At 68.0% G+C, this 15,528-nt stretch carries 13 protein-coding genes and 1 tRNA gene; 2 read left to right on the plus strand and 12 right to left on the minus strand.

Annotated features, from left to right (window positions below; all coding sequences use genetic code 11):
• Window positions 1-13: 13 nt before the first annotated feature.
• The 6 genes from ACSQ18_RS08120 to ACSQ18_RS08145 all read right to left on the minus strand — a co-directional run bounded on the left by ACSQ18_RS08120 (window position 14) and on the right by ACSQ18_RS08145 (window position 6,195).
• A complete protein-coding gene (locus ACSQ18_RS08120) occupies window positions 14-1,225 on the minus strand; it encodes a restriction endonuclease subunit S (protein ID WP_436036669.1) in 1,212 nt (403 codons plus the stop codon).
• Window positions 1,225-2,790, minus strand: a complete 1,566-nt coding sequence (locus ACSQ18_RS08125; protein ID WP_436036670.1) for a type I restriction-modification system subunit M — start codon at window positions 2,788-2,790, stop codon at window positions 1,225-1,227. The genes ACSQ18_RS08120 and ACSQ18_RS08125 overlap by 1 nt, the downstream gene beginning before the upstream one ends.
• A gap of 213 nt (window positions 2,791-3,003) precedes the next feature.
• Window positions 3,004-3,447 (minus strand): hypothetical protein, encoded by a 444-nt coding sequence (locus ACSQ18_RS08130; protein ID WP_436036672.1) that lies wholly within the window; start codon window positions 3,445-3,447, stop codon window positions 3,004-3,006.
• Between the two features lie 84 nt (window positions 3,448-3,531).
• Window positions 3,532-3,606: transfer RNA gene (locus ACSQ18_RS08135), tRNA-Gln, on the minus strand.
• 89 nt (window positions 3,607-3,695) lie between these two features.
• Entirely contained in the window at window positions 3,696-5,210 is a 1,515-nt protein-coding gene (gene gltX / locus ACSQ18_RS08140) for a glutamate--tRNA ligase (protein ID WP_436036673.1), read from the minus strand.
• A gap of 10 nt (window positions 5,211-5,220) precedes the next feature.
• On the minus strand, window positions 5,221-6,195 hold the full coding sequence (locus ACSQ18_RS08145; RefSeq protein WP_436036675.1) for a LysR family transcriptional regulator: 975 nt from the start codon (window positions 6,193-6,195) through the stop codon (window positions 5,221-5,223).
• A gap of 80 nt (window positions 6,196-6,275) precedes the next feature.
• Between ACSQ18_RS08145 and ACSQ18_RS08150 the strand changes: the two genes are divergently transcribed.
• On the plus strand, window positions 6,276-7,343 hold the full coding sequence (locus tag ACSQ18_RS08150; protein WP_436036677.1) for an aminotransferase class V-fold PLP-dependent enzyme: 1,068 nt from the start codon (window positions 6,276-6,278) through the stop codon (window positions 7,341-7,343).
• Window positions 7,344-7,379: 36 nt separating this feature from the next.
• On the opposite strand, the gene ACSQ18_RS08155 is transcribed toward ACSQ18_RS08150, so the two are convergent.
• From ACSQ18_RS08155 to ACSQ18_RS08175, 5 genes are read right to left on the minus strand one after another with little or no spacing between them, the layout of a single operon-like run.
• A complete protein-coding gene (locus ACSQ18_RS08155; protein WP_436036679.1) occupies window positions 7,380-8,609 on the minus strand; it encodes an MFS transporter in 1,230 nt (409 codons plus the stop codon).
• Window positions 8,602-9,369 (minus strand): fumarylacetoacetate hydrolase family protein, encoded by a 768-nt coding sequence (locus tag ACSQ18_RS08160; RefSeq protein ID WP_436036680.1) that lies wholly within the window; start codon window positions 9,367-9,369, stop codon window positions 8,602-8,604. The genes ACSQ18_RS08155 and ACSQ18_RS08160 overlap by 8 nt, the downstream gene beginning before the upstream one ends.
• Entirely contained in the window at window positions 9,366-10,490 is a 1,125-nt protein-coding gene (locus ACSQ18_RS08165) for a branched-chain amino acid aminotransferase (RefSeq protein ID WP_436038406.1), read from the minus strand. Before ACSQ18_RS08165 ends, ACSQ18_RS08160 begins: the two co-directional genes overlap by 4 nt.
• Window positions 10,491-10,542: 52 nt before the next feature.
• Window positions 10,543-11,610 carry a 3-isopropylmalate dehydrogenase gene (locus ACSQ18_RS08170; RefSeq protein WP_436036682.1) on the minus strand — a complete coding sequence of 356 codons (1,068 nt, stop codon included), beginning with the start codon at window positions 11,608-11,610 and terminating at the stop codon, window positions 10,543-10,545.
• 35 nt (window positions 11,611-11,645) lie between these two features.
• Window positions 11,646-13,193, minus strand: a complete 1,548-nt coding sequence (locus ACSQ18_RS08175; RefSeq protein ID WP_436036684.1) for an MFS transporter — start codon at window positions 13,191-13,193, stop codon at window positions 11,646-11,648.
• Window positions 13,194-13,258: 65 nt separating this feature from the next.
• Between ACSQ18_RS08175 and ACSQ18_RS08180 the strand changes: the two genes are divergently transcribed.
• Complete coding sequence (locus tag ACSQ18_RS08180; protein ID WP_436036686.1) at window positions 13,259-13,804, plus strand: TetR/AcrR family transcriptional regulator; 546 nt, start codon at window positions 13,259-13,261, stop codon at window positions 13,802-13,804.
• A 9-nt stretch (window positions 13,805-13,813) separates the two neighbouring features.
• On the opposite strand, the gene serA is transcribed toward ACSQ18_RS08180, so the two are convergent.
• Window positions 13,814-15,418, minus strand: coding sequence for a phosphoglycerate dehydrogenase (serA, locus tag ACSQ18_RS08185; protein WP_436036688.1), 1,605 nt, complete (start codon window positions 15,416-15,418; stop codon window positions 13,814-13,816).
• Between the last annotated feature and the right edge of the window lie 110 nt (window positions 15,419-15,528).

Below are 15,528 nucleotides of genomic sequence, written 5' to 3' on the forward strand. Positions count from 1 at the left end.
TCCGGCCAACCGTTCACGCGGGTTGACCTTCCAACTCCGCCGGAGAAATCCGACCCGACATCAGCTCGGGAAGAAGCGCGTCACGGAGTGACTCGAGTCGCATCGTCTCGGACTCGAGTTGTTCCGCGCGATCCTCAATGGCTAGCAGAAGCGTCTCAAGCTCCGCACACAAAACTTCCGCTGGAAGTGCGACCCGAAGCTCCCCAAGTCGACTTGGGCTGAGTTCAGTCTGTCCGGTGCTCCCAATCCCGAGGCGCTCAATATCCGCTTCGCGCCCGAGCAATGCGTATGCGAGAACGACAGGTGGGACGACAGTTGCGTCCGGTCGAACAACGGAGACGTGGCTATCCACGTAAACGTCTTCGCCATGCCAGCGTGCGACGCGACCTAGAGTGCCAACTCCAGTCGAGTTGACCAAGAGATCCCCCCGGGTTGCGCGCTTTTCAGGTTTCACTGTTCGATCAACCATGCGACGAGCCTGCGCGATCGACGCCCACCCGTCCCGAATACAACGTTGGTTCAGCACGAGCGGTGCTCCGGGATCGCTGTCGGCATATTTTGGCGAGATACCGCGTGCGATCGACAGTACGCAGGCCGCGAGCTTGATCGTCCGCGTCTCGGCTCCGCTCACCGAACGCAAAAAGTATGCCGACCCAAGGTCTCGAAGGAGGCCACGCTGTCGACGGTTCGACTCGATCTTGTCGTCGAGCGCACCAAGCGCCGCAGCTATGGCGTGCTGCGCATTGATGTCCGGAACCTCAACCGGAACGCTGCGAAGTATCTCTGTGTTCAGATTCGGCATTGTCGCGCCCACGGCGTGCTGGCTTATCCAGGCCCGTGTTTCAGGTTGCGACAGCAGGTATGAGAGGAATCTGGCATCTAGATCGGGCCCCTGGACTCGAACAAGGAGGCACCCCGTGCCGCACAACCATCCAGCTTCAGCATCGGTAATGAGCGCACACTTTTCGACATCACCTCGACGGCTGTAGACAATATCGCCAACCCTGAGCTTGTGCCGTGACAGACGTGCGACATGCTCATCACCAACTCGAGCAATTCCAGCCGGGTCGACTCGCAGATTCCGGATGTTGGTCGGCATAACTACGGGGGTGCCCTCGCTCGAGTAGTCGCTCATGTGCAGCTGACTACCGAACGGTCCGGTCTGGATTGTTCCGCCCGACTCGCGCTCGAGATCTCCGAGCGTCTTTGGCTCCCACTGGCTCATCACTCGAAAGCTCCCAGCCGGAGCCGAACCTCGTTCTCCAACTCGCGGCCCCGGACGAACTCCGCCACCAGATCGTTCGTTAGGCGCTCGATCTTCTCGTCGATTGGCTCACTGTCCGCTTCGGCTTCGGCAGCCCCGACGTACCGTCCGGGAGTCAGCACGAAGTGGTGCTTCGCTATCTCGTCATGCTTCGCGGCCTTCGCAAAACCAGGCACGTCCGCGTACTCGCCATCGTGATTACGCCACGAATGGTAAGTGTCAGCAATCGTCGAAATGTCGGAGTCGTCAAGAGTTCGCAGCCGACGTGACTCCATCTTGCCGAGCTTCCGAGCGTCGATAAACAACACCTCGCCTCGCCGCTCGCGGTGCCCGTTGCCGTGACGTTCCTTACTGATGAACCAGAGCGACACCGGGATGCCGGTGTTGAAGAAGAGTTTGTCGGGCATCGCCACGATGCAGTCCACAAGGTCTGCCTCGACAAGCTTGCGTCTAATCTCGTCCTCGCCACCGCTCTTGGAGGACAGTGAGCCATTTGCCAGCACGAACCCGGCTGTGCCCTTCGGGCTCAAGTGATGGATGAAGTGCTGCACCCATGCGAAGTTCGCGTTGCCTTGTGGCGGCGTTCCGTACTTCCAACGTGGATCATCCGCGAGCTTCCCGTCCCACCAGTCGGAGACGTTAAATGGCGGGTTCGCGATGATGAAGTCTGCCCGTAGGTCGGGGTGAAGATCTTCTGTGAAGGTGTCGGCTGACTTCGGGCCAAGATCAGCTTCGATACCCCGCAACGCGAGGTTCATCTTGGCGAGCTTCCACGTCGTGTCCGTGTACTCCTGCCCGTAGACCGAGATGTCGGTGCGCTTGCCGCCATGCGCCTTCACGAACTCCGCGGACTGCACGAACATGCCGCCTGAGCCTGCGGCCGGGTCGTAGACGCGTCCCTTGTATGGCTCGAGCATCTCGACCAGCGTCTTCACCACGCTTCGTGGCGTATAAAACGCGCCAGCGTCCTTGCCGGTTTCCTTGCCCGCGAATTGCCCGAGGAAATACTCGTAGACGCGCCCAAGCACGTCGTCGGCACCATGGTCATCTGTACTGGTGAAGCCGATGCCGCCGATTAGGTCGACGAGCTCGCCGAGGCGCCTCTTGTCGAGACCATCACGCCCGTAGTTGCGCGGGAGCACGCCTCGAACAGACGGGTTCTCCTTCTCGATGAGATCCATCGCGGTGTCGATGTCCTGACCGACAGTCGATAGTTTCGCGCGCGACTGCACGTGGCTCCAGCGAGCGTCCTCGGGCACCCAGAAGACGTTCTGGCTGGTGTACTCGTCGCGATCCTCGAGGAAAGACGCAACGCGCTCCGGCTTGATCCCATCTGCCAGGAGCTCTGACTCCAGCGAGCCGCGGCGCTCCTCGAAACGGTCTGAGATGTACTTCAGAAACACAAGCCCGAGCACGACGTGCTTGTACTCGCTCGGCTCCTGATTCCCGCGCAGCTTGTCGGCAGCGTCCCACAGTCGCTGCTCCAGCGTCTTCGTTGGTTTCGGCTTTGCGGTTCGTCCTGCCATGGCGTGTTGCGGTCTCCTTAACGCCGATCAGGGCGCAGATTAATGGTCTCGGGTCCTTGATCCCACGGTATCGGCCGACTATGACATTCGAGCCGAGGAAACCTCAGGTGAGACTTCGTGTCGCGTTCCGGCCGGGAGGCAACGCGCCTCAACCTGATGCCGACAACTGCCTTAGGTATATCTTGAACTGGGATTTTGGTGAATAGCGATCGCTCAGGGGCGCTGCATGGGGCCGCGCTCGACCTTGATTGGCACCGGCTCGGCTGTGGCTTCCGCATCGATCTCCGGCGCCGCCTCGAGCATCAGCGTCACCTGTTGAACGACAGCCTCCGGACGGTTGCGCGCCATCTCGCGCTGCAGCTCGGCGATTGTTTCGTCGTCTGCGACCTGCACCGACGATAGGAGCTTCCACTGCTCGCCAGCGAACTTCCGCGCCTCGAACATTGCCCGGAAGCGGGCGTACCACTCCTCCGGACTCATCTGCGGCTTCGCGACGGCGACGTCGGTTCCGGGTGCCGCTGCGTCCTCATGTGCGAGTGGTGTCTGCGCGACGACAACGCTTGCCTCGTCCGCGTCAGTCTGAGCGGATTCGCTCCCCTGCCCACGCACCTGCTTCCAGAATGACCGGACTGCTGGCAGCGCTCGCTCGTTGATCATGCGCTGCACGTGCGGCAGCGGGGAGCTTGTCGTTGAACTCCGAAAATTAAGTTCTTTCGTTCCTTGGTTTGAACAAGGACACTCTGGCTGGGGTACCTGGACTCGAACCAAGAACAACTGAACCAGAATCAGCCGTGTTGCCAATTACACCATACCCCAAGGGCTGTCCGACGTGAGTCGCACCGAGGATCGAGTCTACCCGACGCCGGGAGCCTCTCCAAACCGGAACGGCGCCGGGCGTTTCGCGCTCACGCGTCGCGCGAGGCGAGCGCTCGCAGCCGTCGGAGCGTCTCGGTCTTCCCGAGCAGTTCCATCGACTCGAACAGCGGCGGCGACACGCGCCGGCCGCTGAGCGCGACCCGGAGCGGTCCGTACGCGACGCGGGGCTTGAGGCCGAGGCCGTCGATGAGCGCCGCCGACAGTGCCTCCTGAATGGGCGCCGCCTGGAAGTCCGACTCGCTGAGCGGCTCGAGGGCGGCAGCGGATGCCGTCAGCACCTCGTTCGCGTTGGCGGGAAGGCCGCCGAGGGCGTCGTCGTCGTAGGCGACCTCGTCGCGGAAGAGGAAGCCCAGAAGTCCGGGCGCCTCCCCCAGCAACTGCATGCGCTCCTGGACGAGCGGGGCCGCGGCATCCAGCAGGCGTTGCTGCTCGGCGGTGGGCGGCTCGGCCACCAGGTTCGCCGCCGCGAGGTACGGCACGAGGCGGGCGGCGAAGTCGTCGGGCGCCAGCATGCGGATGTGGTCGCCGTTGATCGACTCCGCCTTCTTCTGGTCGAAGCGGGCGGGGTTCGGGTTCACGTCGGCGATGTCGAAGGCCGCCGTGAACTCGTCGAGGGAGAACACGTCACGGTCGGCCGCGATCGACCAGCCGAGGAGCGCCAGGTAGTTCAAGAGCCCCTCGTGGATGAAGCCCTTCTCGCGCTGCAGGAACAGATCGGCCTGCGGGTCGCGCTTGGACAGCTTCTTGTTCCCGGTCTCGCCCAGCACGAGGGGCATGTGTCCGAAGCGCGGAACGAAGGTCGTGACGCCCGCGTCGATCAGCGCCGCATACAGCGCGAGCTGACGAGCGGTGGACGGCATGAGGTCTTCGCCGCGGATGACGTGGGTGATCCCCATGAGGGCGTCGTCGACGGGGTTGGTGAACGTGTACAGCGCCTGTCCACCGGCGCGGACGACGACGAAGTCGGGGAACGATCCGGCCGGGAACGTCACCTCGCCGCGGATCAGGTCGACATACGTCAGGTCGTGATCGGGAACCCGCAGGCGCCATGCCGGCTCGCGACCTTCCGCCCGGAAAGCGGCGCGCTCCTCGTCGGTGAGATACCGGTCGTGGTTGTCGTAGCCCAGCTGCTTCGCGCGACCGTTCGCCTCGTTGCGCGCGTCGATCTCCTCCGCCGTCGAGTACGACTCGTAGACCGCTCCGGCCGCGATGAGCGTGTCGAGCACGCCCGCATAGATCTCGGAACGCTGCGACTGCCGGTACGGCCCGTGCGGTCCGCCCTTCTCCACGCCCTCGTCCCAGTCGATCTTCAACCAGGTCAGCGCGTCGACGAGCTGACGATAGCTTTCCTCGCTGTCGCGGGCGGCGTCGGTGTCTTCGACGCGGAACACGAGCTTGCCCCCGGTGTGACGCGCGTAGGCCCAGTTGTAGAGCGCAGTGCGGATCATGCCGACGTGCGGGAGCCCCGTCGGCGACGGGCAGAACCGCACGCGGACATCGGTTCCGGAGGCGGTGGTGGTACGAGGATCGATCGCGGCAGACATCGGCACCAGTCTAGTTCTGCAACGCCGTTCGCTCCGTCGCCGGCGCGGCTCCCGACGTGGCGACCGCGACGGCGCGCGCGAGCACCGACAGCACCACCGCGACCGCGGGAACCCGCTCCGCCCCGTGGGCCGTGACGGCGTGGATCGTCCGCTCCTCTCCCGGCGGCAGTCGCCGAGTGACGACACCCGGCAGCGGCGGGAAGGAGGCGACCCCGAGTGCGGGAAGAGTCGCCACACCGATCCCTTGCGCCACGAGCCCCTCGACGGCGACCACATTGTCGGTCTCGAAGCCGATGTGCGGCTCGAAGCCCGCTCGACCGCACAGCTCCAGAAGGTGACCCCGGCAGCGAGGACATCCGGCGATCCAGTTCTCGCTCGCGAGCACCGCGGGGTGGACGACGTCCTCGTCCGCCGCGGGATGCCCGTCGGGCAGCACCACGAGCAGCTCGTCAGTGCCCACCCGACGCACGGCCAGTCCACGGGCACTGGCCCCGTGCGGGTCGTCACGGTCGCCGGGATACGAAAAGGTCAGCGCGATGTCGGCGCGATCCTCACGCACCGCCGTGACCGCTTCGGGCGGCTCGGCTTCGACGTAGGTGATCGTGATGCCGGGATGGCTCGCCGTGAGCGTGGCGAGAACCCGCGGCAGAATCGTCGGCGTCGCGGACGGGAAACCCACGATGCGCACCGTGGCCGTGCGGAGGCCACGAAGCTCGTCGAGCTCGCCCGCGACGGCTTCCAGCGCGGTGGCGACAGCGGGCGCATGGCGGGCCAGCACCCTTCCCGCCTCCGTCAGGCGCACCCCACGACCGACACGCTCCACGAGGGGAAGACCCAGGCGGGCCTCCACGCGCCGCATCTGCTGGCTCACCGCCGGCTGGCTGAACCCGAGCGCTTGAGCGGCCGCCGTCAGCGACCCGGTGTCGGCGATGGCCTTCACGAGTCGCAGAGTCTGCGCGTCAATCGGTGAATCAGCCTCGGTCATGTCTTCACATAAGCACACGGCATGTTTTTCATGCAATACCTGCTCTGGTGCAATAGTCTGTCAGTCGCGAGGCTGGTCGCATGCCCGCCACCATCATCGCCGCCCCGCCCGCGCCGCAGACGACCGACGTTGCGTCGCTGCGTCGCGAGTTCCCGGGCGCGCGAGGATATCTCGCCGCCTGCACCGCGGGCCTGCCCCCGCTCGCCACGCGCGCCGCGGTGCGTGCCGACCTGGACGCGCGCCCCGACCCCGCACGCTATTCGCTCGCCGTCGAGTCCTCGCGAGCCTCCGCCGCCCGTTTGCTCGGCACCGAGCCCGGTCGCGTCGCGATCGCATCGCAGACCTCCGTCACCGTCGGAATGATCGCCGCATCCCTCCCGATCGGCGCCGAGGTGCTGTGCGCCGAGGGTGATTTCTCGTCACTCGTGCTCCCCTTCGTCCACTCGGGCCGCGATCTCCGCGTCCGCTTCGCCCCCCTGGCCGAGCTCGCCGACGCCGTCCGCCCCGGCACCGCACTCGTCGCGTTCTCCCTCGTGCAGTCGGCGTGCGGCGAGGTCGCCGACACGGTGGCCATCGCCGCCGCCGCACGCGCCGTCGGTGCGCGCACGCTCTGCGACGCGACCCAGGCCGCGGGATGGATGCCGGTCGACGGCTCGCTCTTCGACGCCGTCGTCTGCCACGCCTACAAGTGGCTGTGCGCTCCCCGCGGCGTCGCGTTCCTCGCGGTCTCGGCGGAGTTCGGCGAGACCCTGCGTCCGATCCACGCCGGCTGGTACGCGGGCGACGACCCCTGGGCATCGTGCTACGGCGGCGACGCGGTACTGGCATCCGATGCGCGACGGTTCGACGTGTCTCCCGCGTGGCAGGCGTTCGTGGGAGCCGAGCCCGCACTGCGCCTCTTCGCCGACGCCGACATGCCCGCCGTCGAGCGTGAGACCACACGGCTGGCCGATCGATTCCGCACCGCGCGCGGCCTGCGCGGAACGGGCGCGATCGTGTCGTGGCCGGACCCCGACGGTGACGATCTGGCTCGGCTATCTCACGCGGGCATCGTGGCCTCGGGGCGACGTGGACGCACGCGCGTCGCGTTCCACGTCTTCAACGACGACCACGATGTGGACGACGCCGTGCGCGCGCTGACCGTCTGATCCCGTCGTCCGGCGCCGCCTCGCGGAGAGTCCCGCTCATCGCCGAGCGAAGGGCGACAGGACCGTGACGGCGATGACGATGACGAGCGCCACGAGAGCAAGTCCGCCGTAGCCGATCCAGCCGAGCACGACTCCGGCCAGCACGGCGCCGACAGCGGCGCTCAGAGTCATCACGGTGTCGGAGAGTCCCTGACGGCGCGGCCGGAGGGCCGTTGCGCTGCTCTCGGTGAGCAACGACGCGCCTGCCACCGTCGCCGCGCTCCACCCGAGACCCAGCAACAGCAGCGCGACGAGAACCGCCCACTGATTCCGAGGGGCGACGGCCGCCACCACGAGCGAGGCGGCGAGGACGCCCTGCCCGAGGAGGATCACCGGGATACGGCCCCAGCGGTCGGCGGCCGCACCGAAGAGCGGCGACAGCCCGTACATGCCGAAGACGTGCAGAGCGATGGTCGTGCCCACGATGAGTGTCACGTGATCGGGGGCCAGATGGGACAGGTGCACCGGCGTCATCGCCATGACGGATGCCATGACGACATGGGATCCGGTCACCGCGAAGATCGCATACCGCGCCGACCGCGGGCGGTCCTCTGTGACAACGACCCCGCCCGGGGCGGCGCCCGTGCGGGCCAGCCGCTGCGCCACCAGGAGCGGGTCGGGCCGCAGCGCGATGACGTACAGCACGAAGGCGCACACCTGCGCGACGATGGAGAACGCGTACGCACCCGTGAGCGGTGGCATCCCGATGGCCTGTCCGACCGCCTCACCGGGAGTCAGCATCAACGGACCGAGCACCCCGCCGACCGTCGTCGCCCACACGACCGTTCCGAGGTCTCGGCCGCGGCGGCTCGACGTCGCCAGATCGGTGGCAGCGAACCGCGATTGGAGGTTTCCCGCGTTCCCGGCGCCGATCAGCACGACGCCGACGATCAGAAGCGGGAATGCCCGGGATGCCGCAGCCACCAGCACGACCGCGATGCCCACGAGGGCGAAGAGGTTCCCGAGCGTCAGCGCGAGCCGTCGCCCTCGGCGGGAGGCGAGCCGGGCCAGCGGAATAGCGCACAGCGACGCACCCAGGGTGACCGAAGCTGTGGCGAGGCCGGACAGCGACTCGTCGCCGGACAGATCGGCGGCCAGCAGCGCGCCGAGCGATACGGTCGCTCCGAACGCGATGCCGCCGAGCACCTGGCCCGCGGCGAGCACCCGGACGGTGCGCCGCTGAAGGGCGGCGATCTCCACGGGACTGTCGAGGACGGTGTCAGGCATCACGTGCCGTGGTGCGCAGCACGCCGATCCCCGAGATTTCCACCTCCACGGTGTCGCCCGCCTCGAACGGTCCGATGCCCGCGGGCGTGCCCGTCAGGACGACGTCGCCCGGGAGCAGGGTGAATGCGGCCGAGGCGTACGCGATGATGTCCGCGACCGAATGCACCATGTCGCTCAGCGGGCCGTCCTGGCGGACTTCGCCGTTCACGCGCGACACGATCCGATGGCCGCCATCGAGGTCGAACTCCGTCTCGATCACGGGACCGAGCGGGCAGAAGGTGTCGAAGCCCTTCGCGCGTGCCCACTGCCCGTCGGAGCGCTGGAGGTCGCGCGCCGTGACGTCGTTGGCGACCGTGTAGCCGAAGATGTAGGAGTCCGCGTCGACCGCGGAGACGTCCTTCGCGACCCGCCCGATCACGACGGCGAGCTCGCCCTCGAAGTCGGTGCGCTCGGACTGACGCGGGCGCACGATCACGTCGCCCGGGCCGATCACCGACGTATTGGGCTTGAGGAACAGCAGCGGCTCGGCCGGCGCCTCCCCACCCATCTCGGCCGCGTGGTCGCGATAGTTCTTGCCGACGCACACGACCTTCGACCGCGGGATCACCGGCGCCAGCAGGACGGCGTCTGCGAGGGCGACCCGCTCCCCCGTGGTCTCGAAGCCCGCGAACAGCGGATCGCCCGCAAGGACCACGAGGTCGCCGTCGTCGAGGATGCCGAAGCGGATCGCATCGTCGTGGCGGAAGCGCGCGATCTTCACCGGGCGTCCTCGGCATCCGTGGGCTCGTCCAACCGCAGCAGCCAGCCGTGGGGGTCCTCTGCGCGACCGTACTGGATGTCGGTGAGGTGCTGCCGGAGCTCCAGCGCGAGGGAGCCCGTCGGCTGCACGTCTTCGAAGCCCTTGGCCTTCAGCACGCCGATGGGAGCGACCACGGCGGCCGTTCCGCACGCGAACACCTCGACGATGTCCCCGGACGCGACCCCGTCGCGCCACTCCTGCAGCGACACGTGGCGCTGCTCGACGACGTGTCCACGGTCGCGCGCCAGCTGCAGCAGCGAATCGCGGGTGATGCCCTCGAGGATCGAGTCCGACTGGGGGGTGACGATCGTGCCGTCCTTGTAGACGAAGACGATGTTCATGCCGCCGAGTTCCTCGACGTTGCCGTCCTGGTCGAGGAAGACCACCTGGTCGCATCCCTGCTCGTACGCCTCTGCCTGCGGGAGCAGGCTGGCGGCGTAGTTGCCTCCGGTCTTCGCCGCTCCGGTGCCCCCCTTGCCGGCGCGGGAGTAGTCCTCGCTCAGCCAGATCGACACCGGCTTCGCGCCGCCCTTGAAGTAGGCGGCCACGGGACTGGCGATCAGGTAGTACGCGACCTTCGCGGCCGGGCGCACTCCGAGGAACGCCTCCTTGGCGAACATGAACGGACGCAGGTACAGGCTCTGGTCGGCACCGGACGGCACCCACTCCCCGTCGACGGCGATGAGCTCGCGCAACGATTGGATGAAGTACTCGACGGGCAGTTCGGGGAGGGCCAGCCGTCGTGCGCTGCGCTGCAGCCTCGCCCCGTTCTGGTCGGGACGGAAGGTGTGGATTGAACCGTCGGCGTGGCGGTAGGCCTTGATGCCCTCGAAGATCTCCTGGCCGTAGTGGAGCACCGCGGCGGCGGGGTCGAGCGAGATCGGGCCGTAAGGCTGAACGCGCGGACGGTGCCATCCTCCGCGGGCGGACCAGCAGATGTCGACCATGTGGTCGGTGAACGTCGTGCCGAAGACGGGGTCGCGCAGGAGGTCCTCGCGCTCGGCGGCCGACTTCGCGGCGAGATTCCGGGTGACCGCGAAAGCGAGCGGAGCGGTCGCGGTCTGGGGGTCGGTGAGGGTCATGATGTGTCCTGTTCCCTGCGCGGAGGCGACGGATGCCGGGTTCGTCACCAGGTTACGCCTGGAGACGGGAGACGATGGCGTCGCCGACCTGCGCGGTCGTGCGTGCGGTGGCCCCCCGCGACGCGATGTCCTCCTCGACAGCGCGGGTGACGCGCTGAGCTTCGGCGGCGAGCCCGAGATGATCGAGCAGCAGCGCCGTGGAGAGGATCGCGGCCGTGGGATCGGCCTTCTGCTGTCCCGCGATGTCCGGGGCCGAGCCGTGCACGGGCTCGAACATCGAGGGGAACGCGCCGTCGGGGTTGATGTTCCCCGATGCGGCGAGGCCGATGCCTCCGGTGACGGCGCCGGCCAAGTCGGTGAGGATGTCGCCGAAGAGGTTGTCGGTGACGATCACGTCGAAGCGGCCCGGGTTTGTGACCAGGAAGATCGTCGCCGCGTCGACGTGGAGATAGTCTACGGTCACCTCGGGGTGCTCTGCCGCCACCGCATCGACGATGCGCTTCCACATGCCGCCGGCATGGACGAGCACGTTCGTCTTGTGCACGAGAGTGAGCTTCCCGCGGCGCCGCGCGGCCTGCGCGAACGCGAACCGCACGACCCGCTCGATGCCGTAGGCGGTGTTGACGCTCGTCTCGTTGGCCACCTCGTGGGGTGTGCCGGTGCGGATCGAGCCGCCGTTGCCGACGTAGGGACCCTCGGTCCCCTCGCGCACGACGACGAAATCGATATCCCCCGGCGCCTCCAGCGGACCCGGCACCCCCGGGTACAGCTTGGACGGGCGCAGGTTGACGTAATGGTCGAGCGCGAAGCGCAGCTTGAGGAGCAGTCCGCGTTCGATGTTGGCGCCCGCCAGCCGCGGATCGCCGGGCTGCCCGCCGACGGCGCCGAGCAGAATCGCGTCGTGACCGGCGATCGCGGCCAGGTCGTCGTCGGTCAGCGTGTCGCCGGTCTCGAGGTAACGCGCCGCGCCGAGGGAGAAGCGCGTGATCGCGAACTGCACGGCCGAGTCGGCCGTCACGGCATCCAGGACCTTCTCCGCCTCGGCGATGACCTCGGGGCCGATTCCGTCTCCCGGAATCAAGGCCAGGCGGACGGTGCGTTCGGCGTTCGCGCGCGACATTGCTCTCCTCGTGGCTGGGGATCCGCGGGGCGCGCTCAGTGGTCGGTCGACGCGCTGCGGGTGCCTCCCAGCGTAGCGGCCGCGATGAGCGCGGCGATGCCGACGAGCACGGCTCCGATGACGGCGGTGATGCCCACTCCCGCGTCGAAGGCGTGCGCCGCGGCCTGCCGCAGCGCCTCCCCCGCGCCGGCCTCCAGCTCGGAGGACACCGCGACGGCGCCGGCCAGCGTCTCGCGGGCGGCGTCGGCTGCCGCGCCATCCACACCCGGGGGGATCACGATCCCCGTACGGTAGGCGGCCGTGAGGATGCCACCGAGCACCGCCGTGCCCAGCACCGCGCCGAGCTCGTAGGCCGTCTCCGACACCGCACTGGCCGCGCCGGCCTTCGCGGGAGGCGCGCTCGCGAGGATGAGGTCGTTGGAGACCGTCTCTGCCGCACCGATGCCGACGCCTAGGAGGGTGAAAGCGCCGACGAGCAGCGACAACGCGCCGTCGCCCACCGCGAGCGGGACCAGCAGGTACGCCAGCACCGAGAAGAGGAGCGCCGCCGGAACCACGATGCGCGGGGCGACCCGACGCGACACGGGCACCACGAGGAGACCCGCGACGATCATCGCGAGCATGCCCGGCACGAGCGCGAAACCTGCCTGCATCGGCGAGAGGCCGACGATCAGCTGGAGATGCTGCGCAACGAAGTACAGGAAGCCGACGAGGGCGATCACGCTCAGGAGGTTGACCAGGAGCGCACCGCTGAAGGTTCCCCGCCCGAAGAGCCGCATGTCGAGCATCGGCACCTCGGCGGCGAGTTGACGGCGGACGAAGACCACCCCGAAACCCACTCCGGCGATGACGAGCACGAGAGGCAGCCACCCCACGCCGTGCACCGCGACCTCCTTGATCGCGTACACGACAGGGATCATCGTGAGCATCGACAACGCGATGCTCACGGGATCGATGCGCCCGGGGCGCGGATCCCGACTCTCCGGCACGAGGAGCGGCGCGAACACCAGCAGCGGAACGAGCACGGGCACCGACAGCAGGAACACGGATCCCCACGAGAAGTGCTCCAGCAGGATGCCGCCGACGATCGGTCCGAGCGCGGCACCTGCCGAGAACATCGAGGCCCAGACGGCGATGGCGAGGCGGCGCTGGTCGCGGTGGGTGAAGATGCTGCGCAGCAACGACAGCGTGGAGGGCATGAGCATCGCCCCGAACACGCCCATCGCCGCGCGCGCCGCGATGAGCATGCCTGCCGACGTCGCGAAGGCGGCGAGCACCGACACTGCGGCGAATCCGACGGCTCCGATGAGCAGCAGCTTCCGCCGGCCGTAGCGGTCGCCCAGCGTTCCCATCGTCACGAGCAGGCCGGCGAGGACGAGCGGGTACGCGTCGATGATCCACAGCTGCTGCGCACTGGAGGGCGCCAGGTCGAGGGCGATGTCGGGCAGCGCGAAGCTCAGCACCGTGTTGTCCACCGAGACGAGCAGCACGGGAAGCATGAGCACGACCAACGCGGCCCAGCCGCGCCAGCCCACACGCCGCCCGGCGGCGTCGGCCAGGGAGATCTCTTCTGTCAAAGTCATTTTCTATACCGTCCAGCCGGTATAGTAACAGATTCCGGGCCCCGCCGGTCGATACGATCGGAACCATGAGCAGACCTCCGCACGCCCGAGAGAGCGTCCTCGACGCCTTCGAGGCGCTGCTCATCGCCGAGGGCGAGCGCGCGGCCACGATGGAGGCCACGGCGCGCGCCGCCGGCGTCTCCAAGGGCGGCCTGCTCTACCACTTCGCCTCGAAGGAAGCCCTCGAAGCGGCGCTCCTGGCACGCATGGAGGTGCGCGTGCACGACGACGTCGAGGAGATGCGCGCCGATCCTTCGGGGCTCGTCGCCGCGTTCGTACGCACGTCGGTCATGAACGACTCCCCCGTCGACCGCGCGCTCATCGCCGTGTCGAAACTCGCCCAGGCAGGCAATGCGGATGCCGCGCTCGCGCTGCGCCGCGTGCGGCAGCAGTGGGAGGATGCGCTGCGACCCCACACGCGCGACGAGACCGCCCTCCACCTCGTGCTGCTCGTGAGCGATGGGCTGTACTTCAACAATGCCCTCGACCAGGGCACCGTCCCCGGCCCCGTGCCGCAGGGCGCCGAGATGGACGCACTCATCGCCCTCGTCGAGCGCGCTACCCGCGCGTGAGATCGCGCCTCAGGACTCGGTGATCTCGATCTGACGGAACAGGTCCGCCTGGATCGCGGAGCGCACCTCGTCGAGCAGCTCATCGGGCACCGGCGAGTCGACGGTCAGCACCGACAACGCCTGGCCACCGGCCTGCGTGCGCGCGATCTGCATGCCCGCGATGTTGATGCCCGCCTCGCCGAACTTCTGGCCGTACACCGCGACGATGCCGGGGCGGTCGGTGTAGATCATGACGATGTGGTGCTTCTCGATGGGCAGCTCCAGCGGGTGCCCGTTGATGCCCACGAGCTTCTCGGTCTGCTTCGTCCCCGTGAGCGTGCCCGACACCGAGAGCTGCGAGCCGTCCGAGAGCGCCCCGCGGAGCGTGATGACGTTGCGGTACTCGTCGGACTGGTCGTCGACGAGGAGGCGCGACTCGATGCCGCGCTGCTCCGCCAGCAGCGGTGCGTTCACGTACGACACCGTCTCACTGACGACGTTCGTGAAGACGCCTTTCAGGGCCGCGAGCTTGAGCACCTTGACGTCGTACTGGCTGAGCTCTCCGTGCACTTCCACGTCGAGGCTCGTCAGCGGCGAGTGGGCGAGCGCCGAGAAAATCTGCCCGAGCTTCTCCACGAGCGGGATGCCGGGGCGCACGTACGGGTCGATGACGCCACCGGCGACGTTGACGGCATCCGGGACGAGTTCGCCGCCGAGCGCGAGACGCACCGACTTCGCGACCGACACGCCCGCCTTCTCCTGCGCCTCATCGGTGGAGGCGCCCAGGTGCGGGGTGACGAGGACGTTGGGGAGTTCCAGCAGCGGGAACGCCGTGCCGTCCTCCTTCGGCGGCTCGCTCGTGAACACGTCGAGTCCCGCCCCGGCGATCTCGCCCGTCGTCAGCGCCGTGTGCAGAGCGACCTCGTCGATGAGGCCACCGCGCGCGACGTTCACGACGTACGCCGTCTGCTTCATGCGCGAGAACTGCTCGGTCGAGATCATGCCCGTCGTCTCGGGAGTCTTGGGCATGTGGATCGTGACGAAGTCGCTCTGCTCGAGAAGCTCGTCGAGCGTGACCAGCTGCACGCCCAGCTGCTGCGCGCGCGCACTCGTGACGTAGGGGTCGTAGGCGACCACCGACATGCCGAACGCCTGCAGGCGCGCGGCGATCAGCGCGCCGATACGACCGAGACCGATGATGCCGAGGGTCTTCTCGAACAACTCGACGCCCGTGTAGGCGCTGCGCTTCCACTGACCGACCGACAGCGACGCGTGCGCGGCCGGCAGCCGGCGCGCGAGCCCGAGGATGTGGGCGACGGTGAGCTCGGCGGCCGAGATGATGTTCGAGGTCGGCGCGTTGACCACCATGACGCCGGCCGTCGTCGCCGCCTTGATGTCGACGTTGTCGAGACCGACGCCGGCGCGCGCGATGACCTTCAGCGCGGGGGCCGCGGCGATCGCCTCGGCATCCATCTTCGTCGCCGAGCGGATCAGCACCGCGTGCGCATCGGCAAGCGCCGGCAGGAGCGCAGCGCGGTCGGCGCCGTCGACGTGGCGGATCTCGAAATCCGGCCCGAGGGCATCGATCGTGGCGGGAGAGAGTTCTTCGGCGATGAGCACGACGGGCTTGGACACGCTGGGCAACCTTCAGGGGCGTCGCGGGAGCGAGGAGCGATGGGTGGGATGCCACGCCGCACACCGTCGGGGCGGGGCCCGACCAGCCTACCGCTCACGACAGGTCGTCA

The organism is Microbacterium sp. LjRoot45 (genome assembly GCF_964253325.1).
GTDB lineage: Bacteria > Actinomycetota > Actinomycetes > Actinomycetales > Microbacteriaceae > Microbacterium.

Bases quoted from the DNA above. Each gene is read 5' to 3' on its own strand.
- ACSQ18_RS08120 (WP_436036669.1), bottom strand. From the start codon at position 1,225: ATGAGCCAGTGGGAGCCAAAGACGCTCGGAGATCTCGAGCGCGAGTCG.
- ACSQ18_RS08125 (WP_436036670.1), bottom strand. From the start codon at position 2,790: ATGGCAGGACGAACCGCAAAGCCGAAACCAACGAAGACGCTGGAGCAG.
- ACSQ18_RS08130 (WP_436036672.1), bottom strand. From the start codon at position 3,447: ATGATCAACGAGCGAGCGCTGCCAGCAGTCCGGTCATTCTGGAAGCAG.
- gltX (WP_436036673.1), bottom strand. From the start codon at position 5,210: ATGTCTGCCGCGATCGATCCTCGTACCACCACCGCCTCCGGAACCGAT.
- ACSQ18_RS08145 (WP_436036675.1), bottom strand. From the start codon at position 6,195: ATGACCGAGGCTGATTCACCGATTGACGCGCAGACTCTGCGACTCGTG.
- ACSQ18_RS08150 (WP_436036677.1), top strand. From the start codon at position 6,276: ATGCCCGCCACCATCATCGCCGCCCCGCCCGCGCCGCAGACGACCGAC.
- ACSQ18_RS08155 (WP_436036679.1), bottom strand. From the start codon at position 8,609: ATGCCTGACACCGTCCTCGACAGTCCCGTGGAGATCGCCGCCCTTCAG.
- ACSQ18_RS08165 (WP_436038406.1), bottom strand. From the start codon at position 10,490: ATGACCCTCACCGACCCCCAGACCGCGACCGCTCCGCTCGCTTTCGCG.
- ACSQ18_RS08170 (WP_436036682.1), bottom strand. From the start codon at position 11,610: ATGTCGCGCGCGAACGCCGAACGCACCGTCCGCCTGGCCTTGATTCCG.
- ACSQ18_RS08175 (WP_436036684.1), bottom strand. From the start codon at position 13,193: ATGACTTTGACAGAAGAGATCTCCCTGGCCGACGCCGCCGGGCGGCGT.
- ACSQ18_RS08180 (WP_436036686.1), top strand. From the start codon at position 13,259: ATGAGCAGACCTCCGCACGCCCGAGAGAGCGTCCTCGACGCCTTCGAG.